The sequence below is a fragment of the Pseudomonas sp. 43NM1 genome (assembly GCF_002836905.1).
Taxonomy (GTDB): Bacteria; Pseudomonadota; Gammaproteobacteria; order Pseudomonadales; family Pseudomonadaceae; genus Aquipseudomonas; species Aquipseudomonas prosekii.
This window is the reverse complement of sequence record NZ_MKGS01000001.1, coordinates 151,773-177,274: the sequence shown is the minus strand read 5'-3', so window position 1 is coordinate 177,274 and position 25,502 is coordinate 151,773. Positions and strand designations below refer to the sequence as shown.

Here is a 25,502-nt window from a genome sequence, read left to right as displayed (position 1 = left end):
AGGTAGCGCTGTCTGCGCGCTGAGGTGTTTCATGAATCATCCCATCACCGCCCTGGTCATCATGGGCGTTGCCGGTTGCGGCAAGACCTGCGTCAGCGAGGCCTTGTGCCAGCTCAGCGGCGCGACTGCCATTGAAGGCGACACTTTTCACCCTGCCGCCAATATCGAAAAGATGAGCGCGGGCATTCCCCTGAACGACGACGACCGTGCCGGCTGGCTGCAAAGCCTGTGCGTCGAACTGCGCCGCGTCGACGCCGAGGGCAAACACCCCGTGCTGACGTGCTCGGCGCTCAAACACAGTTATCGCGAAGTGTTGCGCAGTGCCTTGCCGGGCCTGGGTTTCGTATTCCTTGAGCTGACGCCGGAAGTCGCCGCCGAACGTGTGTCCCACCGTCCCGGCCACTTCATGCCATCGACCTTGATCGACAGCCAGTTCGCCACGCTTGAATCGCCGGTCGGCGAGCCGCTGACCCTGGCACTGGACGCCTCCAACCACAGCGTCGAGCAACTGGCTGGCCAGGCTCACGTCTGGTGGCTGCAACACGGTTTGAAACGTGCGGTATGAGTTTTCTTCGAAGAGATAGCGCTGTCATCGCGCCTGGCGAATTTCCCGCTTTAATAACAACAACAATCAGGAGACACCCCTAATGTTCGGCATGTCCCACGAGACGTTCCTGCTGCTCGATGCAGTGGTCACGGTAATCGGACTTATTGTCCTGATCACCAAGTTCAAATTTCACCCGTTTATCGCGCTGATCATCGCCGCGCTGTTCCTCGGCCTGACGTCGGGCATGCCGGTGGGCACCATTCTCAAAGCGTTCCAGGACGGCTTCGGTGGTGTGCTCGGGTTTGTCGGGATCATCCTCGCGCTGGGCACCATGCTCGGCAAAATGATGGCCGAATCCGGCGGTGCGGATCAGATTGCGCAAACGCTGATTCGCGTGTTCGGCAAGGACAAAGTGCAGTGGGCGATGATGTTCGCGGCGTTCCTGGTCGGCATTCCGCTGTTCTTCGAAATCGGCTTTGTGCTGTTGATCCCGCTGGTGTTCATCGTTGCGCGGCGCACCGGCGTGTCGATCATCAAGATCGGTATCCCGCTGCTGGCCGGCCTGTCGGCGGTGCACGGTCTGGTTCCGCCACACCCGGGCCCGCTGCTGGCCATCGGCGTGTTTGGTGCCGACATCGGTAAAACCATTCTGTACGGTCTGATCGTGGCGCTGCCGACGGCGATTATTGCCGGTCCGATTTTCGGTACGTTCATCGCCAAACACATTCCGGGCCACGCCAATCAGGAACTGGTTGATCAACTGGCGCGCGAACCGCAGGCGACCACGTTGCCGAGTTTCAGCATCACCCTGATCACCGTGTTGTTGCCGGTGTTCCTGATGTTGCTGAAGACCTTTGCTGACGTGGCGCTGCCGGAAGGGCACTTCTTCCGTGCCTGGATGGACATGATCGGTCACCCGATCTCGGCGCTGTTGCTGGCCTTGCTGCTGTCGCTGTACACCTTTGGCTACCGTCAGGGCATGGGCTCGAACAAGATTCTGAAATTGCTCGACGCCAGCCTTGCGCCGACCGCCGCGATCATTCTGATCATCGGTGCCGGTGGTGGCTTCAAGCAGATGCTGGTAACAAGCGGTGTCGGTGATGTGATCGGCCACATGGCCGTGAACGCGCAAATTTCGCCGATCCTGTTGGCGTGGCTGGTGGCTGCGGTGATTCGTGTTGCGACCGGTTCGGCGACTGTGGCGACCATTACTGGCGCGGGCATTGTGGTGCCGGTGGTGGGGATGATTCCGGGCGTCAACCGTGAGCTGCTGGTGCTGGCCACCGGTGCCGGTTCGCTGGTGTTATCGCACGTCAACGACGCCGGTTTCTGGCTGGTGAAGCAGTACTTCAACATGACCGTCGTGGAAACCTTCAAGACCTGGACTGCGATGGAAACCATCCTGTCCGTGGTGGCGCTTGGCTTCATCCTGCTGCTGTCGATGTTCGTTTAAGCCACACAGGCAGCAACACCGCAAAACAACTGTGGGAGCGAGCGTGCTCGCGATGGCGGACTGACATTCAACCTCTTCGCTGAATGTCAGGTCCTCATCGCGAGCAAGCTCGCTCCCACAGTGTTATGTGTTAACCGTTGGTTTTTGCGACCAGCCCATCCGCGCGGAACATCCCGCGTATGCCGCGCACGGCCTGACGAATCCGGTCCTGGTTTTCGATCAGCGCGAAGCGCACGTGATCATCGCCATACTCGCCAAATCCTACGCCCGGCGAGACACAAACCTTCGCCTCGGCGAGCATCTTCTTGGCAAATTCCAGCGAACCCAGGTGCGCGTACGCTTCAGGAATCTTCGCCCAGACATACATCGAAGCCTTCGGATTCTCGACCATCCAGCCCAGTTCATGCAGGCCTTTGACCAGCACGTTACGGCGCTGGCGATACTGCTCGGCGATGTCTTTGACGCACTGCTGATCACCTTCAAGCGCAGCAATCGCCGCCACCTGCAACGGCGTGAACGTGCCGTAGTCGTGGTAACTCTTGATCCGTGCCAAAGCGTTGACCAATTCCGCGTTACCGACCATGAAACCGATGCGCCACCCGGCCATGTTGTAGCTCTTGGACAAGGTGAAAAACTCCACCGCAATGTCCTTGGCGCCCGGCACTTGCATGATCGACGGGGCTTTCCAGCCGTCGTAGACGATGTCGGCGTACGCCAGATCGTGCACCACCAAGACGTCGTATTGCTTGGCGAGGGCGATCACCCGTTCGAAGAAATCCAACTCCACGCATTGCGCGGTCGGGTTCGACGGGAAACCGAGGATCATCATTTTCGGTTTCGGGATCGAGCCACGAATCGCGCTTTCCAGTTCGGCGAAGAAATCCACGCCCGGAACCAGCGGCACCGAACGCACCTGCGCGCCGGCAATCACCGCGCCGTAAATGTGAATCGGGTAGCTCGGGTTCGGCACCAGCACGGTGTCGCCCTGGTCGAGGGTGGCCAGCATCAAATGCGCCAGGCCTTCCTTGGAACCGATGGTGACAATGGCTTCGGTTTCCGGGTCGATGTCGACCTCGTAACGATTCTTGTACCAATTGGAAATCGCCCGGCGCAGCCGCGGAATTCCCTTCGACGTCGAGTAACCGTGGGTGTCTTCGCGCTGGGCGACGGTCACCAGTTTTTCGACGATGTGCGGCGGGGTCGGGCCGTCGGGGTTGCCCATGCTGAAGTCGATGATGTCTTCGCCGCGACGACGCGCGGCCATCTTCAGCTCGGCAGTGATGTTGAAAACGTAAGGGGGGAGTCGATCTATGCGCGCAAAGCGGCGCGGCGAACCTGGGTTGGCCATTGTTGCCTCGGAGAACGTGAGCGCCCGGAACCGTCCGAGCGACGCTGGCCACTGCGGTGGCCTGTGGCGGAATGTAAGGGCGGATGTGGCAAACTGTCCAGCCACTTTGTAAACAAAATTGTCCGAAGGAAACGGGTTGATGGAATTTAGCAGCGGCTTCTTGTTGAGCCTTTCGTTGTGCCTGGATATCGGCGTCGCCAACATCGCCATGATCACGTTGGCCATGCAACGCGGCTATTTTCAAGGCTTTGCGCTGGGTTTGGGGACCTGTGTCGGTGACCTGATCTATGCCGTTCTGGCGCTCGCCGGCATGACCGTTTTGCTGCAATACGAAACCGTGCGCTGGGTGCTGTGGATCGGCGGTTCCGCGCTGTTGCTGTACTTCGCGGCGAAGATGATCTACTCGGCCATCCACCACGAAGCGCTGTTGACGCAGACCGCAGACGTGGGAAACAACTCGCATCGACGTGAGTTTTTTCGGGGGATCTTCCTCGCCATGTCCTCGCCCAGCGCGATTCTCTGGTTCGCCGCGGTGGGCGGTACGCTGATCGCCCGCTCCGGCGGCGGCGGTGCCGTCAGTTCTGCGCTTTTCCTTGGCGGATTCCTTAGCGCCGGGGTGCTCTGGTGCGTGGCTCTGTGCTTTGCCGCGAGCCACGGCGGCAAGTTGCTCGGCGATAAATTGCTGCGCTATTCGTACATGGCATCGGCAGCGATCTTCTGCTATTTCGCGGTGTACGTGATCCTATCGGGTTACAACGAGTTTATCGGCAAGGCTGCCGTCGGGCAGATGCCGGGGATTTGAACGGCCAATCGCTGGGGGAATCGGGCATGAGTTCTATACTTTTTCCGCTGAGCTTCACAACGCCCACTTTTCCATCAAAGGAGTTGAATCATGGATGAACAAACGCAGGTCAAACTCGCCGAACCACGCTTTGAGCACGGGCACTTTCTACTCATCGCCGGGCTGGGTGGGCGCTTCACACAGGAGTCTTCGAAGGATATTCCCAAGCTCTGGGAACAATTCGTTCCAGAGATTGGCAAGATTCCCGGGCAAAAAAGCGAAGTGACCTACGGCATCTGCTGCAATCCCGACGGCCAGGGTGGTTTCGAATACATTGCCGGCGTCGAAATCGACAAGCTTGATGACCTGCCGGAAAAGTACCGCTGGGTCGAAGTGCAACCGCAGCAATACGCGGTGTTCGAGCACAAGGGTTCGCTGGACAGCTTGCCCGCGACCTTCCAATACATCTGGAAAACCTGGCTGCCGCAGTCGGGCCGGCAAGCGGCGGATGCGCCGGAGTTCGAACGCTACAGCGAAGATTTCAACCCGAAGCTCAATACTGGCGTGCTGGAAATCTGGTTGCCGCTCAAGGATTGAATCAGCGCGAGAGTGCGGACGGCCGGTCCGCCTCTCCAGCGTTTTAATTTATGATCTGCGATCTTTCCTACGCTGATCCCGAGTTGCCATGAACACCGTAATCCGCAACGTCACGCCCGCCGACCTCGACCGCTGCTACACCATCGAAACCGTTGCCTACGAAGGCGACGAAGCCGCCACCCGCGAAAAAATTGCCACGCGCATTGCCACTTGGCCCGAGGGTTTTATCGTCGCTGACGTGGACGGCGTTGTAGGCGGTTTCGTCAATTCCGGTACGGCATTTGACGTCGAGATGTCGGACGAAGCGTTCAAGGAACTGATCGGCCACGACCCGGCTGGCCCGCACGTGGTGATCATGTCAGTGGTGGTGCACCCGGATTTTCAGGGGCAGGGGTTGGCCAAAAGCTTGCTAGCAGAATTCATCGAACGCATGCGCGCGCTGGGCAAAACCCACATTCACCTGATGTGCAAGGAACGGCACATTGCGCTGTACGCCGGGTTCGGCTTCGCCTACATCAAGCCCTCGGCATCGGACCACGGCGGAATGGCCTGGCATGAAATGGTGCTGGAACTCTGATTGATTTGAAGCCCCCTGTAGGAGTGAGCTTGCTCGCGATTGGGCCGGCACTTTCAACATCAATGTTGGCGGTGACTACGCCTTCGCGGGCAAGCCTCGCTCCTACAGGGGGCCGGTGTTGTGCGGGAACCCCGGGCCACTGGGTTTTAGCTTGTTGGGGATTTAATACAAGCTATCGCGCACTCGCGCCGGGGCTTCGCGGTCGTAGGTGTCGGCGTCGAACTGTCCGTCATTCAAGCGTTTGTGAAACGCGCCTGCCGTCGGCAGTGCCGAGCGGTCGAGGAAGCGTTCGGGGTTCCACAGCTCTGATCGCACAATCGCTTTCGAACAATGGAAATACGCCGCGTCCACCGTCACCAGCAGCACCGTGCGCGCCGGTTTGCCGTTGACCGCGAAACTCTCCAGCAGCGTCGGTTCGGCGCTGATTTTTGCCGTACCGTTGACGCGCAATGTTTCGCCAATCCCCGGAATGATGAACAGCAGCGACACTCGCGGATCGAGCACCACGTTGCGCAGCGTGTCGATGCGGTTGTTGCCCGGACGATCCGGGATCGCCAGCGTGCGCTCATCGATGATCCGCACAAACCCCGGCGCATCGCCGCGCGGCGAGCCGTCCATGCCTTCCGGGCCGACCGAGCTGATGATGATCAGCGGCGAGGCGCGGACCATCGCCTGATAATCCTCGTTCAGAAACGCGATCTGCTTGCGCACTGCACGGTCGTGCGGTTGGCCGTAAATCGCTTCGAGTGCTTCGATTGAATCCACCATGATTTTCCCCTCAACCCATCTGCATCAGAACACCAGACTCATGCGCCGCTCATAGCCAATTCGGCCGCGATACGCCTCGCCGCTGTCGACGTAGCCGAACCGTGCATACAGCGCAATTGCCGCGTCATTGTCGGCGTCGACCGACAATTCAATCGCCTTGATTTCGGGAAATGCCTGGCGCGCAACCTCGGGCAGGGTTTCCAGGCAGGCCTTGCCGTAACCTTTGCCCTGAGCGTGTTGATCGACCTGCAAAGCGTGCAGCGTGGCGCTGTGTTCGTCGGCCCAGGCCGGCAAAACCGGCGGGCGTTTGAGCAGCAGGAACGCGACGGGAATGTCCTCGGCCAGCAGCGCGAAACCTTTGACGCCGGGGCCGGGTTTGGACAGTAAGGTGTGCAAGGCACCGTGGATGTCGCCGCTGAATCTGATCTGTTCCTGATGAACTTCAATGGCCTCGACCTGCTGGCGCTGCAACGCGTTCAGGCTCTCGTATGGCACGAGTACGACTGTCACTGGAGGTGTCCTTTTCCAACCGATATGAGTGGCGGATTCTAGCGAGTTTGTGCGGCTGGATTATTTTTATTTCGACTGTCGATTGGCCGTGATGCCGAACGACTAAAGGTGTCTTCCCAACCAAAACCACGGAGAAACACCATGAATCCGCTCAGCCAGATCCATCATCTGATCGATAGCTATCGCCAGGCTGTTGTCGCTAAAGACGTGGAAAAAGTCATGGCGTTGTACGCCGACGACATCGTCTCGTTCGACGCGGTCAAGGCCCTGCAATTCAAGGGCAAAGCGGCGTACCGCGCGCATTGGCAGGAATGCATGGAAATGTGCCCCGGCCCGCACATCTTCGAATTCCACGAGATCGACATCGTGCCCTCGCCGGAAATCGCCTTCGCCCATTGGCTGGCGCACTGCGGCGGCACCAACGAACAGGGCGAAACCCAGGCCTGCTGGATGCGCGTTACCCAGTGCTACCGGCAAGAGGCGGGGCTGTGGCAGATCGTCCACGAACACTGGTCGGCACCGTTCGACATGGTCAGCGGCGCGGCGTTGTTCGAGCTCAAGCCCTGAGCGACGGACTGATTCATCCGGGCTTGCTCGTCGGAAAAACCGCCGACTCGCCGCACAGCAGCCATAGTTGATCAGCCGATCACGGAGAGCCACATGAAATACCTATGCCTGGTTTACAGCAACGAGCAGACCTTGCATTCGTTGCCCGAAAGCCCTGAAGACGCCGAGTGCATGGCCTACGCCGAGTCGATTCAGGGCAGTGGCCGGATGATCGCCGCTGAAGCGCTGGAGTCGGTGCAGACCGCCACCACGGTGCGCATGCGCAACGGCAAATTGTCGATCACCGACGGCCCGTTTGCCGAAACCAAAGAACAGCTCGCCGGTTTTTACCTGATCGATGCCAAGGACCTCAACGAAGCGCTGCAGGTCGCCGGCAATATCCCGGCGGCCCGCGTCGGCTGTGTCGAAGTGCGCCCGGTGCGCCAGTTGAAACCCTGAGCAATCGCCACGCGCACATAAAAAAAGCAGTCTCGAAACCACAATCTCAAGACAACAATCACAAAAAAACAGGAGATCCCATGAGCCCGCAGTCCTTGAAAAACCAGCCTGCGCCGTTCCAATTGTCGATCAGCCGTTTGATCGACGCGCCACGCCGCAAAATCTTCCGCGCCTGGACCGAGCCAGCGTTGCTCGCGCAATGGTGGGGCCCGCACGGCATGACCACGCCGGAGTGCGAAATGGACCTGTGGGTCGGCGGCCAGTTTCGCACCTTGATGCGCGCGCCGGACGGCAGCGAATACCCGACGCTGGGCGTGTTTCTGGAGATCGTCGCGCCCGAGCGATTGGTCTTTACCGACGCGTTTGCGCCGGGTTGGATTCCGTCGGGCAAACCGTTCATGAGCGCCGAAGTGACGCTCGAAGAGCAGGGCGGCCAAACCCTGTATACCGCCCGGGCCATGCACTGGAGCGAAGAAGATCGCCAGGCCCACGAGGCCATGGGTTTCCACGACGGCTGGGGGCAAAGCCTTGATCGGCTGGTGACACTGGTGACCGAAGGCATGCCGGACTGATGTCCGCCGAATCGGTGAAAGCGCGGGTCGAGCAGGTTTATCGCGAAGACTCGCGGCGCATTCTGGCGACGTTGATCCGTTTGCTCGGCGATTTCGACCTCGCCGAGGAGGCGCTGCACGAAGCGTTTTTCGTCGCCGTCGCGCGTTGGCAAACCGACGGCGTGCCGGCCAATCCACGCACGTGGCTGGTGTCCACGGGGCGCTTCAAGGCGATTGACGTGTTGCGCCGACGTGCGCGGTTCAACGCCTCGCGGCCGCTGCTGATCGCCCAGTTGGAAGAACTGGAGCAGGCCGACTGGAGTGACGAAGACGTGGAAGACGATCGCTTGCGCCTGATCTTCACTTGTTGCCACCCGGCCCTCGCGGCGGATGCCCAGGTGCCGCTGACCTTGCGCGAAGTCTGCGACCTGACCACCGAAGAAATCGCCCGCGCGTTTCTCTCGGCGCCGGCGACCATTGCCCAGCGCATCGTGCGCGCGAAAGCGAAAATTCGTGATGCGAAGATCCCGTATCAAGTGCCGTCGCTGGCCGAGTTGCCCGAGCGCCTCGACAGCGTTTTGCGGGTGATTTATCTGGTGTTCAACGAAGGTTATTCGGCGTCGATTGGTGCCGAGCTGACCCGTGAAGATCTGACCCGCGAAGCGATTCGCCTGGGTCGATTACTGGTGGAATTGTTGCCCGAAGCAGAAGTGTTGGGGTTGCTCGGGTTGATGCTGTTGCACGCGTCGCGGCGCCCGGCGCGGACCTCGGCGGACGGTGAGCTGATCTTGCTGGATGAGCAGGACCGTACGTTGTGGGACGCCACGCTGATTGCCGAAGGCTGCGCGCTGGTGGAACGCGCGTTGACCCTGCGCCGCTTCGGCCCTTATTGCCTGCAAGCAGCGATTGCGGCGGTGCACGCCGAAGCGCCGACGGCGGCGCAAACCGACTGGCCGCAGATTGTCGGTTTATACGATTTGCTGCTGCGCGCGCAGCCGTCACCGGTGATTGAACTGAACCGCGCGGTGGCATTGGCCATGCGCGACGGGCCGTTGGCGGGACTGACGGTGGTGGCGGCGATTCTGGCGCGCGGCGAATTGCTCGATTACCACTTGGCGCACTCGGCGCGGGCGCAGTTTTGTCGGCAGTTGGGCAGGGTGGACGAGGCGCGGTCGGCGTATCGACGAGCGCTGGAATTGACCCGGCAAGCGCCAGAGCGGCGGTTTATCGAGCGGCGCCTGCAAGAATTGCAGTAGCCCCGATCGGCATCAAGGCTTGCCCGCAATGAGCGCGGCGCTATTCCAGCATCTTGCGCAAAAACCAGCTGCCCGCCGGCCCCGGTGGGTGCAGCCGCGACCACAGCGCATCGACAAACACCGCTTTCGGCCAGCCGCGCACCTGCAATTCCACCAGCGACCCGGCACCGAAACGCCCGACCAGCCAGCGCGGCAGCGGCGCCCAGCCAAATCCGCCCTGAGCCATTTCCAGCAGCATCAGATAACTCGGCGCCGACCAAACCCGGCCCTTTGCCCGGCTTTCATATGGATTGACGATGGTCGCCAGCCGCAACTCGCGATGTTGCTGCAGTACGTCTTGATCGATGCCGCTGAGCGCCGCCAATGGGTGAGTTTGCGCGACAAACAGGGCAATTTCCGTGCGTTCATCGACCGTTGAACTGACCAGATCCGGCGGATAGCTGTCCTGCATTTCCGCAAACGCCACATGCGCTCGACCGCGTTGCACCAGCGCCACGAGGTCATCGCATTCGGCGATCAGGCATTCAAGTTCCAGTTCCGGATAACGCTGCTCGAACACGCTGAGCGCCGCTTCGAAACGGTTCGACTGGTAAGTGTCGGAAATCGCCACGGTCAGCTTCGCCTCGACCCCTTGTGATAGCTGGCTGGCGGTCAATTGCAGACGACTGCTGGCGGCGAGGATTTCTTCGGCGCGTTGCAACATCACGTGGCCGGCCGGGGTCAGGCTGGGCTTGCGGCTGCTGCGGTCGAACAGCGTCAGGTTGAGATCGATTTCCAGGCTGGCAATCGCCGCACTGATAGTCGACTGACTGCGCCCGAGTTTGCGCGCCGCCGCCGAAAACGAACCCTGCGTCGCCGCTTGCACAAACGCCAACAATACTTCGTGAGAGGCCATGAACTATCGCCCTGGTCGATGGTTATTGGTTTTGAAGTATCGGTGTGCTCGCGGATGATCGCAACCTCAGTCACTCAGGGAGTCTGGCCATGAACGCCAACAAATCCATTACTGAACGAGTTTTCCAGGCCATCGGTTTTGAACTGCTGGCCGTGTTGATCTGCACCCCGCTGCTGGCCTGGGTGATGGACAAACCGATGCTGGAAATGGGCGTCGCCACCGTCGCTATCGCTGCACTGGCATTGGCGTGGAACGTGCTGTTCAACGGCGTGTTCGACCGTTTGCTCAAGCGCTACGCGATCGTGCGTAACGCGTGGGTTCGTGTGGTCCACGCGCTGTTGTTCGAGGGCGGTTTGATCGTAATGGGCGTGCCGTTGATTGCCTGGTGGCTGAGCATCAGCCTGTGGCAGGCGTTCTTGCTCGACATCGGCGTGCTGCTGTTCTTTTTGCCGTACACCTACGTTTACCACTGGGGTTACGACGTACTGCGCGAGCGTTTGCTGCTGCGCGATACCTGCCAAAACTGAATGCTTTTGTAGCAGCTGCCGAGCCCCGCGAGGTTGCGTTCGATGACAAGTCGGACGCAGCCTCGCGGGGCTCGGCAGCTGCTACATGGATTGATGGTTCAGTTAGAGGAACATGCCGCCCGAGGCTTCGATGCGCTGGCCGTTGATCCACTGGGCGCCCGGCGACAGCAGCAGCGCAATCGCGGCGCCGATGTCATCCGGTTGACCGGCACGGCCCAGCGCGGTGTTGCTCGCGACCATCTGATTGACCGCCGAAATATCGCGCACCGCGCCGCCACCAAAATCAGTTTCAATCGCCCCCGGCGCCAGAATATTCACCGAAATCCCGCGCTCGCCGAGCTCCTTGGCCTGATACCGCGTCAGCACTTCCATCGCGCCTTTCATCGCCGCATAAGTGCCGTAACCCGGCAGGCTGAAGCGCGCCAGACCGCTGGAGATATTGACGATGCGCCCGCCGTCATTCATCAGCGGCAACAATTTCTGCGTGAGGAAAAACGGCCCTTTCAAATGGATATTCATCAGCAGATCAAACTGCTCGAGCGTGGTGTCGACGAAGTTTGCGTGTACGCCGACCCCGGCGTTGTTCACCAGAAAATCAAAATGCGCTTGAGCAAAATGGCTGTTCAGCACCTCGCTGACGGCGCTGGCGAATGCGTCGAAACCCTCACTTTTGCCGACATCGAGTTGCAGCATCGCGGCGCGGCCACCGAGGCTTTCGATCTCCGCCACCAGAGCTTGCGCCTCGTCAGCGCGACTGTTGTAAGTACCGATGATGTCGATGCCTTGCGCGACCAGATTCAACGCGGTGCTCTTGCCCAAGCCGCGGCTGGCGCCGGTGATCAATGCGATTTTGCGATTCATGAGATTTCCTCAAACAGTGGGGGACCGATGGGAGGAAGTGTATTTATCCGGCGCGGGGTGATGAACAGAGCGAAACCGGAATCACTGGTCGGGCAATCCGAACAATCTAGGTCAACTTATGAACAAACTGGAATTGCTGCGCACTTTCGTTCGCGTCAGCGAAATGTCGAGTTTTACCCTCGCGGGCGAGAGCTTGGGCCTGCCGCGATCCACCGTCTCCGAACACGTGCAATCGCTGGAAAAACTGCTCGGCACACGCCTGTTGCAACGCACCACACGCAAGGTGCAGGCGACGCAGGACGGCTTGGCGTTATACGAGCGCAGCAAGGATCTGCTGTCGCACATGGATGAAATCGAAGGGCTGTTCCGGCAGGACGAGGCGTCGCTGGCCGGGCGAATTCGTTTCGACATGCCGAGCATCATGGCGCGGCGTTACGTGATGCCGCGCCTGCCGGAATTTATGGCGCGGCATCCGCATCTGGAACTGGAAATCAGCAGCACCGACCGCCGCGTCGATTTGCTCAGCGAAGGGTTTGATTGCGTGGTGCGCGTCGGCGCGCAGCCGGATCAGTCGGTGGTCGCGCGCCACGTGTGTGACTTTGACCTGTTCAACTGCGCCAGCCCGGCGTACCTGCAACGTTACGGCGTGCCGCAGAGTATTGAAGACCTGGCGCAGCATCGATTGGTGCATTACGTCGGGGCGTTGGGTTCGCGTTCGGAAGGTTTTTTGTACGAGGCGCAGGGCAAGGTCCATCGGGTGGCGATGGCCGGCAGCGTCACGGTGAACAGCACTGACGGCTATGAATCGGCGTGTCTGGGCGGGTTTGGTCTGATTCAGGCACCGCGCGTCGGCATGCAGCCTTTCATTCAAAGCGGCGAGCTGGTGGCGGTGTTGCCGCAATTCAAAGCGCCGTCGATGGAAGTTTCGCTGCTGTACGCGCGGCAACGGCATTTGCCCTTGCGCGTGCGGGTGTTCATGGATTGGCTGACGCAAGTGATCATTCAGCAAACCCACTGATTTGTGGGAGCAGGGCTTGCCGGCGATGGCGGTTTTGAAATTGGCATCGCGAGCAAGCTTTGCTCCTACACGGGCGCGGAGGGTAAGGGGTTAGAAGAGTTGGGTGAACAACCAATACAAACTGCCCGACAGCAGGATCGCCGCCGGCAAGGTCAGCACCCACGCCATCAGCAGATTGCGGATGGTCTTCATCTGCAAACCGCCGCCATTGGCGACCATGGTGCCGGCCACGCCCGAGGACAACACGTGCGTGGTCGACACCGGCAAACCAAACATATCCGCCGCGCCAATGGTCAACATCGCCACGGTTTCCGCCGAGGCGCCCTGGGCATAGGTCAGATGCGTCTTGCCGATTTTTTCGCCGACCGTCACCACGATGCGTTTCCAGCCGACCATGGTGCCGAGGCCCAGCGCGATGGCCACGGCGATCTTCACCCACAACGGAATAAACCGCGTCGAGTTGTCGATCTGTTGCTTGAACAACTGCAATTTGTCGCGAGTGTCAGCGTCGAAGTTGCCGACTTTGTTTTTGTCCATCAAGCGAATGGTTTCGCTGGTCAGGTACATGTCGTTGCGCACGTTGCCCACCGCTTGCGCCGGAACGTTCGACAGCGAACCGTAACCCTTGACCTCGGCGCCGATGCTGCCGGTCAGGGCGGCGAGGGCGGGGATCAGTTGCGGCGCCGCTTCTTTGCTGCGCACGTAATCGGAAAGAATCGCGCGCGGATCGGCCGGCGCCGGCAGCGGCGAATGCTTGACCAAGGCTTGCTGGGTCACTTCGGCGACTGCCGCAAACTGCAACGCCTGATCCGCCGGCATGGCGCGGTTCAGCGCGTAAGCCATCGGCAGCGTGCCGACCAGAATCAACATGATCAGGCCCATGCCTTTCTGGCCATCGTTGGAACCGTGGGCGAATGACACGCCAGTGCAGGTCAGGATCAGCAAACCGCGAATCCACCACGGTGGCGGCGCATCCCCTTCGGGCGCCTTGTACAACGCACGGTTCTTGACGAAGGCGCGCAACGCCAGCAGCAACAACGCCGCAAAACCGAAGCCGACCAGCGGCGACAGCAGCAGCGCATAACCGATTTTCGTGGCCTGCGCCCAATCGACGCCGCTGGTGCCGTCGCGCCCGTGCATCAGCGCATTGGCGACGCCGACACCGATGATCGAACCGATCAACGTGTGCGACGACGAGGCCGGCAAACCCAGCCACCAGGTGCCGAGGTTCCACAGGATCGCGGCGATCAGCAGGGCGAAGATCATCGCAAAACCGGCGGAGGAACCGACTTGCAGAATCAGCTCGACCGGCAGCAACGCGATGATGCCGAACGCCACCGCGCCGCTGGAAAGCAGCACGCCGAGAAAGTTGAAAAACCCCGACCACGCCACGGCGAAATTCGGCGGCAGCGAGTTGGTGTAAATCACCGTGGCGACGGCGTTGGCGGTGTCGTGGAAACCGTTGACGAACTCAAAACCCAGCGCAATCAGCAGCGCCACGCCGAGCAGCAGAAACGGGGTCCAGGTGGTCACCACGGTGCCGAGTTCGTGCATGTCGTGCATCAGGCTGTAAGCGGTAAACAGCAATCCGCTGGCCAGCACGCCGAAGAAAATCACCCAGGTCAAGAGACTGGGTTTTTTATCCAGTTGAGCTCTGGCAGGGCTGGCGGGGACTTTGCTGGCGGGCGCCGGTGCGGCGGTGAAGGAAGGAGTAGCCATCACGGACAATCCTGAGGAGGGAAGGATGTCGCCCATGATCGTTTCAAAATGTGACAGAGAGACTGCGGTGGGTCAGTGTTTGCGGTTTTAGCCCGTCCATTCATCACAACCCCACAAATCCCCTGCGCCCAGAAACCCTGTGGCGAGGGGGCTTGCCCCCGTTGGGTCGCGCAGCGGCCCCAGCATTTTTTCAGTCAAACTTCTCGCGCAGGTTTTGCGTCTGCTGCGCAGCCGAACGGGGGCGAGCCCCCTCGCCACAATGCCCGGCGTCGCTCACCACCAGGCCCAGAGTGGCTCAATAATCCTGGCGCTTGCGGAACGCCCAGCGTCCGGCCAGCACGGTGAAGGTGGCCACCAGCGCCACCAGTATCCAGAACCCATGCGCGTCGCCCGCCAACGGAATTCCGCCCACGTTCATCCCGAAAAACCCGGCAATGATGTTGATCGGCAGCGCCAGCACCGTGACCACGGTCAGCGTGAACAGCGTGCGGTTGCTCTGTTCGTTAAGGTTGGCGGCGATCTCTTCCTGCAACAACTTGATCCGCTCGCCCAGCGCCGTCAGGTCGTTGATGATCAGCGCAAACTCCTCGGTGGACTTGCGCAACTCCTTGACGTCCTCCTTCTGCAACCACTGCGGCGGGCGGTTGAGCAAACGCAGCAACGACCCCGGCTCGAGCGCCAGCAGCCGTTGCAGGCGCACCAGCACACGCCGATTGGCGCCAAGTTCAGCGCGGTTGGTCGAGAGCCGCGACGACAGCAATTGATCCTCGATCTGGTCGACACTCAGGCTGGTCCTGCGCACGATCTGCGTCAGCACTTCGCCCTGATCGCGCAGCAGATGCACGAGCAATTCCAGCGGTGAACGAAAGCGCTCGCCAGCCTTCACCGATGAACGCAACTTGTCCACCGAGTGCAGCGGTTGCAGGCGCGCGCTGATGATCAGCCGGCTGCGCGCGCACACCCACAGCGTCGAGACATCCGAGGAGACCATGCTGCTGAGGTTGAACACCACATCGTTGACCACCGCCAGCAGCGCCGAATCCACGTGCTCGATCCGCGTCGAGCGCGAACCTTCGTGCAGCGCCTCGAAAAACTCTTCAGGCAATGCCAGATGGCTTTTCATCCAGCGCTCGCACGCCGCGTGGGCCAGGTTCAGGTGCAACCAGAGAAACTCATCGGCATCCTCGGCGTGCTGCAAAAAACCCAGCGCCTGCGCCGAATCAATCTCGCGACCACGCTCGCCGGGACGAAACCGATAGCCGTAGAGCAAGCCAAACAAATCGGGGTCGCGATGGCTCTGGTCGATGCTGTGGTTCATGGCGGCTCACTGGCAGATAGCGGTCGAAGCGCACGTCGAGGCGGCTGGATGAACTGCATTTCGCGGGCTCACCTGAGCCGCATCATCGCAAGCGTTTCTGACCGTTGTGTGACAGTCGGATGGCGCCGCAAAACTGCCGCGGCCGATGGTCGGTAATTGTTAAAGAAGCGCTCTGGCCCGCCGATTACGCAGGTGTCAGATTGCGCGGCGGTGGCCAGCAATCCGCACGGTAGACACGGATGTCCGCACGTCTCTCACGCCGTACCCGGCGTGCCTCTTCCCTGTCATGAGTATCAGCCGATGCTGCAAAAATCCCTGAGAGCCCAAATCCTCGCGCTGTTGAGCGGCAGCCTGTTGGCGATATTGCTGATCGCCCTGGCCAGCTTTCATTTCCTCTCCGGCGGCGTGCAAAGTTACGCCAACCTGATCGACGGCCCGCTGCACACTTCGCAATTGATCGACGAGGCCAACCTGCAATTCAAGGTTCAGGTCCAGGAGTGGAAAAACGTTTTGCTGCGCGGCAAGCAACCGGCAGACAGGGACAAATACTGGAAACAGTTCGAAGATCGCCAGCGCGACGTGCAAGGCATTCTCGGTGAATTGGCCGGGCAAAAAGGCCTCGATGGCCAGCTCAAAACCCGCATCGAACGCCTGCGTGACGAACATCGGCAGTTGGGCAGCGCCTATCAAAAGGGCCGCGATGCCTACGTCGCTTCCGGTGGCGACCCGACGGCGGGCGACAACGCGGTCAAAGGGGTCGACCGCGCTACCAGTGAGCAGATGAGCGAACTGGTGACCGAACTGCGCAAACAGGGCAACGAGCAATCGGCGCTGATCAGCGCCAGCGCCGAGCGCACCGTGCTGCTGGGCACTATCGTGATGCTTGCGTCCGGTTTGCTGATTGGCCTGTTGAGCCTGTGGCTGATCAACCGCAATCTGGTCGCGCCGATCCGCAAACTGATCGATTACGTGGCGCAACTCAGCCAGGGGAAATTCGCCGAGCGGGTTGCGAGCAATCGTCAGGACGAGTTGGGCAATCTGGCGACGGCGGCGAATACTTTGCGCGATTTTCTCGCCGAAACCTTCAGCCGTTTGCAGCGCAGCGCCAAGGATCTGGACAGTGCCAGCGGTGAGTTGAATGCGATTGCCGGCCTGATGGCCAGCGGCACCAACGAGCAGTTCAACCGTACCGATCAGGTAGCTACGGCGATGAACGAAATGTCCGCTACCGCGCAAGAAGTTGCCCGGCATGCCGCCGATGCCGCACGCGCCGCCGACGATGCCGATCAGTCCGCGCAGCAGGGCGAAAAGGTCATGCAGGGGACCATTCACACGATCACCCAGATGCGCGGTGAAATTGCCAACACCGCTACCGTCATCCGGCGTCTGGAAACCGACAGTGGGCGCATCGGCAAAGTACTGGAAGTGATTCGCGGCATTGCCGAACAGACTAATTTGCTGGCGCTGAATGCCGCCATCGAAGCGGCGCGTGCCGGTGAGGCCGGGCGTGGTTTTGCCGTGGTGGCTGATGAAGTGCGCAGCCTGGCGCAACGCACGGCGGCGTCGATCATCGAGATCAACCAGATTATCCAGACCGTGCAAACCGGTGCGGTGGACGCGGCGCAGGCCATCGAAAGCGGCCAGTCGCGCAGCGAAGAAAGTGTCGCGCAAGTGACTCAGGCCGGCGCCATGCTGGAGCGCATCACCCATGCCGTCGAAGCCATTCGCGACATGAACCGCCAGATCGCCACGGCTGCCGAAGAGCAGACTTCCGTCGCCGAAGACATCTCGCGCAACCTCACCGAAATCACCTCGATCGCCAGTACCAACCTCGACAATGTGCAGCGCACTGAAGCGGCGAGTCACAACTTGCACGGCTTGTCCGGCCAGTTGAATGAGGTCACGGCGCGGCTGAGCGCGTAACAAAACGGCACTGTGTATCGGGTTGCTTGCCAAGCCGCTACACAGTCGCTCTCAAGTGTGACCAGAGGCAGCAAGTCGCGGACTGGTCAGCACCACCGCTTAAACGGTGGCTGGCAAACTGAACGTAAACTGCGTGCCGTCCTGCGCGGTGGAGTGCACCTGCAGTTGGCCGCCATGCGACTGGGCAATCTGGCTGGCGATGTAGAGGCCCAGCCCGAGGCCGGCGCGGGTGTTATCGCCGCTCGGTCGCGAGTACGGTTGAAACAATTGCGGCAGTTGTTCTTGAGGAATCTGCCCACGGTTTTTCACCGACAACTGCAACGTGCCGTGCTCAACCGCTGCGCTGACTTCCACGGCACCCTCGGGGTCGCCGTGGTCGATGGCGTTCGCCAGCAGGTTGGAAAGCAATTGCGCGACCCGGTTGCGATCACACTGCACGCCTTGCAAATCGCCGATCGAAGAATGAATGACGCGCTGCGGATGCACGCTTTGAATTTCGGAAATCACATGGCGCAAGGCATCGGCCAAATCCGCGCACGGCGCAATGCTGAGCGGAATGCCGTTGCCGAGCCGCCCGCGGGCAAAGTCCAGCACGTCATCGACCAATTGCGCGGCGCGGCCGGTGCTGGCGAGGATGTGCTGCACCAGTTTGTCACTGACCGGGTTGGGGCATTTGCGTCGAAGCATTTCTGCCGAGGCACTGATCGCGAACAGCGGGTTGCGCAGGTCATGGCCGAGCACGGCAATGAATTGTTCACGCAGTTCGGCGGTTTGCTGTTCTTGTTGCAGGGCGGCTTCGGTGATTTGCAGGTTTTCTTCGGCTTCGATTTGCAGCGCGAGCAACCGGGCGAACGATTCCATGGTGGTCTGGATCGCGCTGCTCTTGAGCGCGGCGGGGTTGGGGTCGAGGGCGCAAATGGTGCCGAAGAAGCGTCCGTCGGTGCGGAACACCGGAACCGAAATATAGCTTTCGAATTGATACAGGCGCGGCGTGTGGTGGTTGCAGTACTGCGGGTCTTCACTGGCCTTGTCGATGACCACCGTGTGGTGCGCCTGGCGGATTTCGTGGCACAGGGTGGTGGCCACGTCCAGTTCACCGCCGACGCCGAGGCCGAAATTCAGCTGATCGAGCACGGCGCAGGCGATCCACGATTCTTCGTTGACCCGCGCGACGGCGGCAAAACGCAGCCCGGTCATTTCGCGGATTACCTGAAGAATCGCCGGTACGGCACTGATCCGACCGATCGTGGCGATATCTGCTGCCGCTGTTTGCCTCATCTTTCTTCTGCTCTGCATGAACGCCGTTTGCGGAGTCTAACGGGCCTTGGGCGCGCAGGCATAAAAAAACGCACGATCTGATGATCGTGCGTTTTTTTGATGGGGCCGTTGAAGTTTCGCGGTTTTAGTCGTCTTGCTTGTTTTTCAGAACTTCGCCGGTGGCGGCGTTCAAGTCCACGTCCCATTCAACGCCTTTGGCATCTTTGAGTTCAACTTCGTACTCATAGCCGTTGAAGTGGTTGTCCAGGTCGGAGTCGGTAATCGTGGCACCTGGGTGCAACTTCATGATGACTTGGTTCAGTTCTTCCAGTGGTTTGATCTTGCCGTCCTTGACCAACTGAGGAATCTGGCTGAGTGGAACGTCATCAGCCTGAGCCAAGCCAGCAGTAAGGGTCAGAGCAGCAGCGGTAAACAGGGCAGTTAAAGTTTTCATCAGGTTCGTTCCTTGGGGTGATTTGTTTAAGTGAGTTCAGGTTAAACGGCGCAACTTAATTCATCCTTAATTACTGACGCTTGCTCAATAACCATTGTTTTGCAGCAACTGCGCAACCGTGCCCGCCGCTGGCCGTTTGTAGAACTTCAGCAGTTCGCTCGCGCGGTTAGTGAAGATCCCGTCGACGCCCGCATCCATCACTTTCTGATAATCCACCGCATCATCAATCGTATAAACGTGCACCAGCAAACCCTGATCGTGGGTGTACTGGTTCATCCACGGTTTGACCAAGTCGGAATAACTCTGATCACCACCCTTGGTCAACGCCGCCGAAGGCCCGGTGCCGATGGCGCCTTGAGCCTTGGCGTACTCGACCCATTGCTGGAATTCGGCTTTGGATTTCGGCTGTTGTTTGGCGTAATAAGTGGCTTTGTCCTTGTCGCCGGATTGCGCGAAAGGCACTTTCGATTTCGGCTCGATACTGCCTTCACCGACCCACAACAACAGGATCTTCGGCACGTTGGGCATTTCTGCCTGAAGCAGTTCGAGGCTGCTCTTCTCGAACGTTTGCAGTACCACTTTGCCTTTGCCCTGACCGACCGCCAGTGCGCTCTTCGCCAGTTTCGAACCCGCCGGGCTCAGCCAGCCGCGATCCTGGAGTTTCTCCTTGAGGTCGCGCTCGATGCCGGGGAATTGCTTCGGCTCTTTGGTTTCGATGTACAAACCGGGCTTGTGCAGCGGGTTGCCCTGAGCGATATCGATAATTTCGTCGAGGGTCAGAATCTTCAAACCGACATAGGCCGGGCGCGCACGGTCCGGGTAAGCGGCGTTGAACCAACTGCCGGCGTCGAGGGTTTTCAGTTCGGCGATGGTGAACTGGTTGGCCGGGGCGTCCTTGCGCTCGGGGAACTTGGTGGCGACGTCGGTGGTGCGTTGCAGGTTGTCGTCGTGCAGCGCAAACAGCACGCCGTCCTTGCTGCGCTGGACGTCCATTTCCAGGTAATCGGCGCCCAAGTCACGCGCCAGTTTATAAGCCGCGGCGGTCGATTCCGGCGCATCGAACGAGGCGCCACGGTGGGCGATCACGGCCGGGTGCGGAATGCCCAAAGTGCTCGCCAGCGCAGCGGGTTCAGGGTGGCTGGCGGCCTGTGCCTGGCCGAGGCCGAGCAACACGCTCAGCAGCAGGGCGCTCTTGTTGAAGGTAACAGGCATGTTCGAGGTCCTTTCGCAGAGGTTTTCAAAGACGTCCCTTTTAACAACTGAGCGCCGAGAGTGCTATCGCCAGACCGACATAAACGTATTTAAAGCCATTTTTATCAACGCTTTTGTGCGCGCCTTTGCAGTACGCTTGGCGCGGCAGTTTCCCCAGCAGAGGGAAACCCGTTCTCCAGCCCTTGCGTGTAAACCATCGATCACCGGTCCCTTTACGACCTTTTGTGAGGTTTATATGCGCATCACTTCCCAGCTCATTTGCCAAGCCGCCGATCAACTCAAGGGCTTCGTCGGCCTCAATCGCAAGACCGGCCAGTACATCGTGCGTTTCAGCGAAGACTCCTTCGGCATGGACGTGGCGGATGACGGCATCATTCCTGCCAGCGAATTCGTCTGGACGCCGGGGCCGGGCGAGGCCATGACGCTCAAGCGTGAATTGATTCAGTTGTTGCTGGATCAGAACATTGATGACCGGATCAACGTGACCGAGCCGTTGCGGGTGTACATGAGTCGGCGGGAAGTGCCGGAGATTTCGGCGGTGCGCAGTTTGGTTGGCGGTTGATGGGTTTGTGCTGACTGGCAGGGCTTCTTCGCGGGCAAGCCTCGCTCCTACAGAGATCGCATTCCCCCCTGTAGGAGCGAGGCTTGCCCGCGAAGGCGGCCTCAGATTCCGCACCTGTTTACTGTTTCAACGCATACCCCCGCCCGAAGACATCGCTGCGCTGAGCTGCTGATGAGCCTGAGGGATCAGGTCTTCGGCGAATCCTTGCGCACAAAGTGCTGATGCATCTCCGAGGTCAGGGTTTCGATGCGTTCGGTGAGGCTTTTGGTCATCTCGGTCAGGCGGGTGTTTTGTTCGAGCAATTCCAGCAACTGCGCGGTGTTTTGCGCGGCTTGCGCCTGACGCTCACTGTTGGCCACGGCCAGCGCTTCGCGGTGTTGCGCGTCGGCATCCGACTGGGCTTTGTCGCGTGCGGCCTGACGCGTCTGCGCCAGCAGAATCAGCGGCGCGGCGTATGCCGATTGCAGACTGAATGCCAGGTTGAGCAGGATGAACGGGTACAGATCGAAGGTCGCGACGCCGAACAGGTTCAGGCACACCCACAACACCACGATCAGGGTTTGCGCGCCGAGAAACATTGGCGTGCCGAAAAACCGCGCAAACGCTTCGGCGCGCAGGGCAAATTTATCGTTACCAAAGGTTGGCGCAAGGTGCGCGTGCGGGCGGTGGAAACGCAGATGATCGACGGGTGCGGCGGTATGTTTAGCGTCGGACTTGGTGGAATTCATGGTGCGCTCGGCAGGATTCGGGACGTGGGTCACTATAGTCCTGCACGGCATAGTCCTGCTCGGCGGCGGCTTAGCTGAATTGATGTTGAATGAAAGTCAGCCTTCGCGGGCAAGCCTCGCTCCTACAGAGGAGTGCGATCCCCGTAGGAGCGAGGCTTGCCCGCGAACCAGACAACTCGATCTCAAACCCTGCAAACCACAGCTATCCGCCAACCCGCTCATTCGCAAACATGCTCACCGCCTGCACCGCATGGCTCGCACCGTCACGAATCTGCAAAATCACCGTCCCCGCCTCATTCGCCAATTCAACCCCTTGCGCCGCCCGATCACGGGTGCCGTCCATGCTTTTGATCGCTTGCCGGGTCTCGTTCAGGATCAAGCCGATCATGCTCGAAATCTCCGCCGTCGAACCGCTGGTCCGCGCCGCCAGCAGCCGCACCTCGTCCGCCACCACCGCAAAGCCGCGACCTTGCTCGCCGGCCCGCGCCGCTTCGATCGCGGCGTTGAGCGCGAGCAAATTGGTCTGATCGGCAATCGCGCGGATGGTATTGACGATGGTGGTGATCTGCTCGGAACGCTCGCCGAGTTGCGCAATAAGGGTTGAGGATTCCTCGATGTTCGCAGCGATTTCACGCATCTCGCTGGCCGCTTGTTGAATCACTTGCGTGCCTTGCTCGGCGACTTTACGCGTCTCTACCGAGATGTGATAAGCCTCGGTCGCACTGCGCGCATCTTCGGCATGTTGCTCGACTCGCGCGGTTACGTCCGAGGCGAATTTGACCACTTTGCACAAGCGGCCGCTGGCGTCGTACACCGGGTTGTAGTTGGCTTCGAGCCACACCGTTTGCCCGCGTTTATCGACGCGCTCGAATTGCCCATGGAACAATTCGCCCTGATTCAGCCGGCGCCAGAAGTCCTGATACGCACCACTGTTGACCAGCGCCGCGGTGCAGAAAATTCGATGATGTTTGCCCTTGAGCTCGGCGAGGCTGTAACCCATGCGCGTCAGAAAATTCTGGTTGGCGGTGATGACGTTACCGCTGAGGTCGAACTCGATCACCGCCATCGCGCGGTCAATCGCCTGCAACTTGGCGGCGGATTCGCTTTCCTGCTGCACTTTGGCCGTGACATCCAGCGCGTACTTCACCACTTTCACCACGCGCCCAGAAGCATCCTTGATCGGGTTGTAACTCGCCTCCAGCCAGATCGGCTGGCCCTTGCTGTTGACCCGCTCGAAAGTCCCCGACTCGAACTGACCGTTGTTCAATCGCGACCACAACTCGCTGTACTGGCTGCTGCGGGCGAACTCCGGCGGACAGAATTTGCGGTGCTGCTGACCAATCACCTGCTCGCGTTGATAACCCACGGTCATCAGGAAATTGTCGTTGGCGCGCAGGACGACGCCGTTCAGGTCGAATTCGATCACCGCCATCGAGCGATCAATCGCTTCCAGGAGGCCGGTTTGGTTGGCGACAGTGTGCTGGAGTGTTTCGAGTTCAGCTTTATGGCGATTGAAGAACATGGGCAGTGCTCGAGAAGGTTGGGAACAACGAAGAGTCAGTCCCTATTCCGGCGCCTGCAGGCCGAAAATCCTGGAGATTTTCGGCGATGTCTGCTCAATGTCAGCGGGTCCGTGGCTGACAGAGCAATACTTATACAAAACTTCGTAAACTTGTACAAGAAAGCGATTTATTAATATTCTTGTATAAGTTTTTCAGGCGGAGATTCGCGTGGTCGTGGCATCAGTCGCAAGGTTGTCGGCGATGCTGATTTTGTTGCGCCCGGTGTTTTTCGCGGTGTACAGGGCTTTGTCGGCAGCGTTCAGCCATGCCGTCGCGTCGCTGAACGTGGGTTGGTAGGCGGCGAGGCCGATGCTAAGTTTTATCTGCAATTGCGGTACGTGCGGGTGGCGGTAATTGTTCAGCACTTCGCGCAAGCGCTCCATGATTTCCCCGGCCTGCTGCAGCGACATGTTCGGCAGGATCACGCAGAACTCGTCACCGCCATATCGCCCCGCCAGGTCGATGTCGCGCAGACTGCGCCGCAACTCGAAGCTCATTTGGCGCAGCACCGAATCGCCGATGATGTGGCCGTAGCTGTCGTTGATCGTCTTGAAATGGTCGATGTCGATCAGCGCAATCACCGAGGCAATCCGATTGTGTCGGCTCTGCTGAAACTTGACGTGCAGCAGGTCTTTCCACGAGCCGTGATTGAGTAATCCGGTGAGGCTGTCGGTACGGCTGAGGGCGCTTAATGCGCGTTTGTGTTCGGCGAGTTTGAACGCCAACCGATAACAGACCATTCCGACCGCCAACGGGTAAATCACCAAGGACGGCAGGCAAGCCCAGACCTGGAGCGGTGTCGCCGTCGAGGTAAACGCGATGCCGAACACCGACCAGGCAATCAACGCGCCGACGATTTGCGCCAGCGCACCGTGGAGAAATAATCTCGGGCCACCAGCGGCGACGTTGTTCATGGTCATCATCGACAGAATGGTCACGGTGACGATCGGATTGAATTGCACGGCCGCCGCCCAGAAACCGCCGCACAGCGAATCGCCGATGATGTTGCGGCGCTCAGCGCGATAGGGGTAGGGCGAGCGTTTGGCTATCTGGTAGGCGACATGTGGCCAGACGAAGCCGTTGACCAACATCAGCATCCACACCCAGCCGGGCATATTCAGCGGATACAGCGCAGCGGTCACACAAATGCAGCCGATACCCAGGCCGACGGTTCTGGGCATGTAGATGCGTCGGGCAAATGACAAACCCTTGCCGCGTTGATTTTCCATAATTCCCTGCGCCAGATTCATTCTGAAACACATTGCGGTGTTTTATTCAGACTTACCGTTCATCGGTTAAGCGGCGGACATTGTCATTTATTCCAACGGGAATAATCAGTGTCCTTGGAAGCCATTTAACCAAAGCGCAGCGGCGGCAGGGCGTTGATCTAGAGCTGATAGCAGGCGAGAAACATGTCCATCGCCGACTCGACGACGGTGCTTTGCACTTCTGGCGACAGGCCATTCTGGCCCATCGATACCTGCGGCCAGAACGCGAAGGATTTGAGCAAACCTTGCACCTGCTGGGCGGCGAACTCCGGCGCCACCGCTTTCAAGCGGCCATCGGCCTGGGCGGCACGAATCCACAAGGTCAGGCCTTCTTCGCGTTCGCCCATGCGCGTGATCATGTTCTGCGCGCGTTCGGGGGAATGGATGGTCGCGGCTATTGCCACGCGCGCCAGATCGAGGAAGTTGTCGTCGCCCATCATCTGCACTTTCGCCATCAGGATCTGGCGCAATTGATCGCGCAGCGGCTGATCCGGGCTGTAGGGCGTTTCCTGTTCGGCTGTCACCCGCGCCCACAACTGATTGAGGATTTCGGCGAACAATTCTTCCTTGCTGGGGAAGTGGTTGTACACCGTGCGCTTCGACACGTCGGCGGTGGCGGCGATCTTGTCCATGCTGGTGATGTCGAAACCGTTGGCACGGAATTCGGCAATCGCCGCCTGGATTATCGCTTCGCGTTTACGGTCGGTGAGGCGCTGTGGAGCTGTCATAAATTGGCTTCGGCAGAAGGAAGGAGAGAATTACACTCGGCAGTTTACTTGTGCGCGGCTTTGATGCAACCTTGAAA

General features: G+C 59.8%; 26 protein-coding genes and 2 pseudogenes. 13 read left to right on the top strand and 15 right to left on the bottom strand.

The genetic code is table 11. From position 1 onward, the window contains the following. Positions 1-31 precede the first annotated feature (31 nt). Both BI292_RS00885 and BI292_RS00880 read left to right on the top strand, forming a co-directional pair. Positions 32-565 (top strand): gluconokinase, encoded by a 534-nt coding sequence (locus BI292_RS00885; RefSeq protein WP_092278935.1) that lies wholly within the window; start codon positions 32-34, stop codon positions 563-565. A gap of 82 nt (positions 566-647) precedes the next feature. After that, the gene (locus BI292_RS00880) at positions 648-2,000 is read left to right on the top strand and encodes a GntP family permease (protein ID WP_101206605.1); all 1,353 of its coding nucleotides are present in this window, start codon (positions 648-650) and stop codon (positions 1,998-2,000) included. Between the two features lie 130 nt (positions 2,001-2,130). Here BI292_RS00880 and alaC read toward each other — a convergent pair whose 3' ends face one another. Beyond that, a complete protein-coding gene (gene alaC / locus BI292_RS00875; protein WP_092278939.1) occupies positions 2,131-3,348 on the bottom strand; it encodes an alanine transaminase in 1,218 nt (405 codons plus the stop codon). Between the two features lie 139 nt (positions 3,349-3,487). Here alaC and BI292_RS00870 point away from each other — a divergent pair, with 139 nt between their 5' ends. The 3 genes from BI292_RS00870 to BI292_RS00860 all read left to right on the top strand — a co-directional run bounded on the left by BI292_RS00870 (position 3,488) and on the right by BI292_RS00860 (position 5,303). Continuing rightward, positions 3,488-4,150 (top strand): LysE family translocator, encoded by a 663-nt coding sequence (locus BI292_RS00870; protein ID WP_092278941.1) that lies wholly within the window; start codon positions 3,488-3,490, stop codon positions 4,148-4,150. 90 nt (positions 4,151-4,240) lie between these two features. Continuing rightward, a complete protein-coding gene (locus tag BI292_RS00865; protein ID WP_101206604.1) occupies positions 4,241-4,726 on the top strand; it encodes a GyrI-like domain-containing protein in 486 nt (161 codons plus the stop codon). A gap of 88 nt (positions 4,727-4,814) precedes the next feature. Next, the gene (locus BI292_RS00860) at positions 4,815-5,303 is read left to right on the top strand and encodes a GNAT family N-acetyltransferase (RefSeq protein ID WP_101206602.1); all 489 of its coding nucleotides are present in this window, start codon (positions 4,815-4,817) and stop codon (positions 5,301-5,303) included. Between the two features lie 162 nt (positions 5,304-5,465). Here the strand turns inward: BI292_RS00860 and BI292_RS00855 are convergent, their stop codons facing one another. Together BI292_RS00855 and BI292_RS00850 are read right to left on the bottom strand one after the other, a co-directional pair. After that, the gene (locus tag BI292_RS00855; protein ID WP_101206601.1) at positions 5,466-6,071 is read right to left on the bottom strand and encodes a pyridoxamine 5'-phosphate oxidase family protein; all 606 of its coding nucleotides are present in this window, start codon (positions 6,069-6,071) and stop codon (positions 5,466-5,468) included. A gap of 24 nt (positions 6,072-6,095) precedes the next feature. Further along, on the bottom strand, positions 6,096-6,581 hold the full coding sequence (locus BI292_RS00850) for an N-acetyltransferase (RefSeq protein WP_101206599.1): 486 nt from the start codon (positions 6,579-6,581) through the stop codon (positions 6,096-6,098). Positions 6,582-6,722: 141 nt separating this feature from the next. Here BI292_RS00850 and BI292_RS00845 point away from each other — a divergent pair, with 141 nt between their 5' ends. The 4 genes from BI292_RS00845 to BI292_RS00830 all read left to right on the top strand — a co-directional run bounded on the left by BI292_RS00845 (position 6,723) and on the right by BI292_RS00830 (position 9,393). Then, positions 6,723-7,148 carry a nuclear transport factor 2 family protein gene (locus BI292_RS00845; protein ID WP_101206598.1) on the top strand — a complete coding sequence of 142 codons (426 nt, stop codon included), beginning with the start codon at positions 6,723-6,725 and terminating at the stop codon, positions 7,146-7,148. Between the two features lie 93 nt (positions 7,149-7,241). Next, positions 7,242-7,586, top strand: a complete 345-nt coding sequence (locus BI292_RS00840; protein ID WP_101206596.1) for a YciI family protein — start codon at positions 7,242-7,244, stop codon at positions 7,584-7,586. Between the two features lie 80 nt (positions 7,587-7,666). Continuing rightward, positions 7,667-8,158: an SRPBCC family protein gene (locus BI292_RS00835; RefSeq protein WP_092278957.1), complete on the top strand. Its 492-nt coding sequence runs from the start codon at positions 7,667-7,669 to the stop codon at positions 8,156-8,158. Next, the gene (locus BI292_RS00830; protein ID WP_101206595.1) at positions 8,158-9,393 is read left to right on the top strand and encodes an RNA polymerase sigma factor; all 1,236 of its coding nucleotides are present in this window, start codon (positions 8,158-8,160) and stop codon (positions 9,391-9,393) included. Before BI292_RS00835 ends, BI292_RS00830 begins: the two co-directional genes overlap by 1 nt. A gap of 40 nt (positions 9,394-9,433) precedes the next feature. On the opposite strand, the gene BI292_RS00825 is transcribed toward BI292_RS00830, so the two are convergent. Continuing rightward, positions 9,434-10,288, bottom strand: coding sequence for a LysR family transcriptional regulator (locus BI292_RS00825; protein WP_101206594.1), 855 nt, complete (start codon positions 10,286-10,288; stop codon positions 9,434-9,436). A gap of 89 nt (positions 10,289-10,377) precedes the next feature. Between BI292_RS00825 and BI292_RS00820 the strand changes: the two genes are divergently transcribed. Further along, positions 10,378-10,815: a multidrug/biocide efflux PACE transporter gene (locus tag BI292_RS00820; RefSeq protein WP_101206592.1), complete on the top strand. Its 438-nt coding sequence runs from the start codon at positions 10,378-10,380 to the stop codon at positions 10,813-10,815. A 102-nt stretch (positions 10,816-10,917) separates the two neighbouring features. Here BI292_RS00820 and BI292_RS00815 read toward each other — a convergent pair whose 3' ends face one another. Further along, the gene (locus tag BI292_RS00815) at positions 10,918-11,676 is read right to left on the bottom strand and encodes an SDR family NAD(P)-dependent oxidoreductase (protein ID WP_101206591.1); all 759 of its coding nucleotides are present in this window, start codon (positions 11,674-11,676) and stop codon (positions 10,918-10,920) included. A 118-nt stretch (positions 11,677-11,794) separates the two neighbouring features. On the opposite strand from BI292_RS00815, the gene BI292_RS00810 reads away from it, so the two are divergent. Then, positions 11,795-12,694 carry a LysR family transcriptional regulator gene (locus BI292_RS00810; RefSeq protein ID WP_101206589.1) on the top strand — a complete coding sequence of 300 codons (900 nt, stop codon included), beginning with the start codon at positions 11,795-11,797 and terminating at the stop codon, positions 12,692-12,694. 90 nt (positions 12,695-12,784) lie between these two features. On the opposite strand, the gene BI292_RS00805 is transcribed toward BI292_RS00810, so the two are convergent. After that, complete coding sequence (locus BI292_RS00805) at positions 12,785-14,413, bottom strand: inorganic phosphate transporter (RefSeq protein WP_101206588.1); 1,629 nt, start codon at positions 14,411-14,413, stop codon at positions 12,785-12,787. Positions 14,414-14,708: 295 nt separating this feature from the next. Continuing rightward, entirely contained in the window at positions 14,709-15,731 is a 1,023-nt protein-coding gene (locus tag BI292_RS00800; RefSeq protein ID WP_101206586.1) for a transporter, read from the bottom strand. A gap of 300 nt (positions 15,732-16,031) precedes the next feature. Here BI292_RS00800 and BI292_RS00795 point away from each other — a divergent pair, with 300 nt between their 5' ends. Then, on the top strand, positions 16,032-17,654 hold the full coding sequence (locus tag BI292_RS00795) for a methyl-accepting chemotaxis protein (RefSeq protein WP_092278973.1): 1,623 nt from the start codon (positions 16,032-16,034) through the stop codon (positions 17,652-17,654). 99 nt (positions 17,655-17,753) lie between these two features. On the opposite strand, the gene BI292_RS00790 is transcribed toward BI292_RS00795, so the two are convergent. The 3 genes from BI292_RS00790 to BI292_RS00780 form a co-directional block, all read right to left on the bottom strand. Next, positions 17,754-18,932 carry a GAF domain-containing sensor histidine kinase gene (locus tag BI292_RS00790; protein WP_101206585.1) on the bottom strand — a complete coding sequence of 393 codons (1,179 nt, stop codon included), beginning with the start codon at positions 18,930-18,932 and terminating at the stop codon, positions 17,754-17,756. Between the two features lie 124 nt (positions 18,933-19,056). Beyond that, positions 19,057-19,365, bottom strand: coding sequence for a PepSY domain-containing protein (locus tag BI292_RS00785; RefSeq protein WP_092278977.1), 309 nt, complete (start codon positions 19,363-19,365; stop codon positions 19,057-19,059). An 84-nt stretch (positions 19,366-19,449) separates the two neighbouring features. Beyond that, on the bottom strand, positions 19,450-20,577 hold the full coding sequence (locus BI292_RS00780) for a glycerophosphodiester phosphodiesterase (RefSeq protein ID WP_101206583.1): 1,128 nt from the start codon (positions 20,575-20,577) through the stop codon (positions 19,450-19,452). Between the two features lie 235 nt (positions 20,578-20,812). Between BI292_RS00780 and BI292_RS00775 the strand changes: the two genes are divergently transcribed. Beyond that, entirely contained in the window at positions 20,813-21,139 is a 327-nt protein-coding gene (locus BI292_RS00775) for a DUF2025 family protein (protein ID WP_101206581.1), read from the top strand. Between the two features lie 185 nt (positions 21,140-21,324). Here the strand turns inward: BI292_RS00775 and BI292_RS00770 are convergent, their stop codons facing one another. The 5 genes and pseudogenes from BI292_RS00770 to BI292_RS00755 form a co-directional block, all read right to left on the bottom strand. Then, positions 21,325-21,867: a DUF1003 domain-containing protein gene (locus BI292_RS00770; protein ID WP_101206580.1), complete on the bottom strand. Its 543-nt coding sequence runs from the start codon at positions 21,865-21,867 to the stop codon at positions 21,325-21,327. 202 nt (positions 21,868-22,069) lie between these two features. Further along, positions 22,070-22,507, bottom strand: a pseudogene (locus BI292_RS29380) (methyl-accepting chemotaxis protein); the annotation flags it as partial. A gap of 111 nt (positions 22,508-22,618) precedes the next feature. Next, positions 22,619-23,299 (bottom strand): annotated as a pseudogene (locus tag BI292_RS29375) (PAS domain-containing protein); the annotation flags it as partial. Between the two features lie 282 nt (positions 23,300-23,581). Then, on the bottom strand, positions 23,582-24,658 hold the full coding sequence (locus BI292_RS00760; RefSeq protein WP_101206642.1) for a diguanylate cyclase: 1,077 nt from the start codon (positions 24,656-24,658) through the stop codon (positions 23,582-23,584). Positions 24,659-24,816: 158 nt separating this feature from the next. Then, positions 24,817-25,425: a TetR/AcrR family transcriptional regulator gene (locus BI292_RS00755; protein WP_101206577.1), complete on the bottom strand. Its 609-nt coding sequence runs from the start codon at positions 25,423-25,425 to the stop codon at positions 24,817-24,819. Between the last annotated feature and the right edge of the window lie 77 nt (positions 25,426-25,502).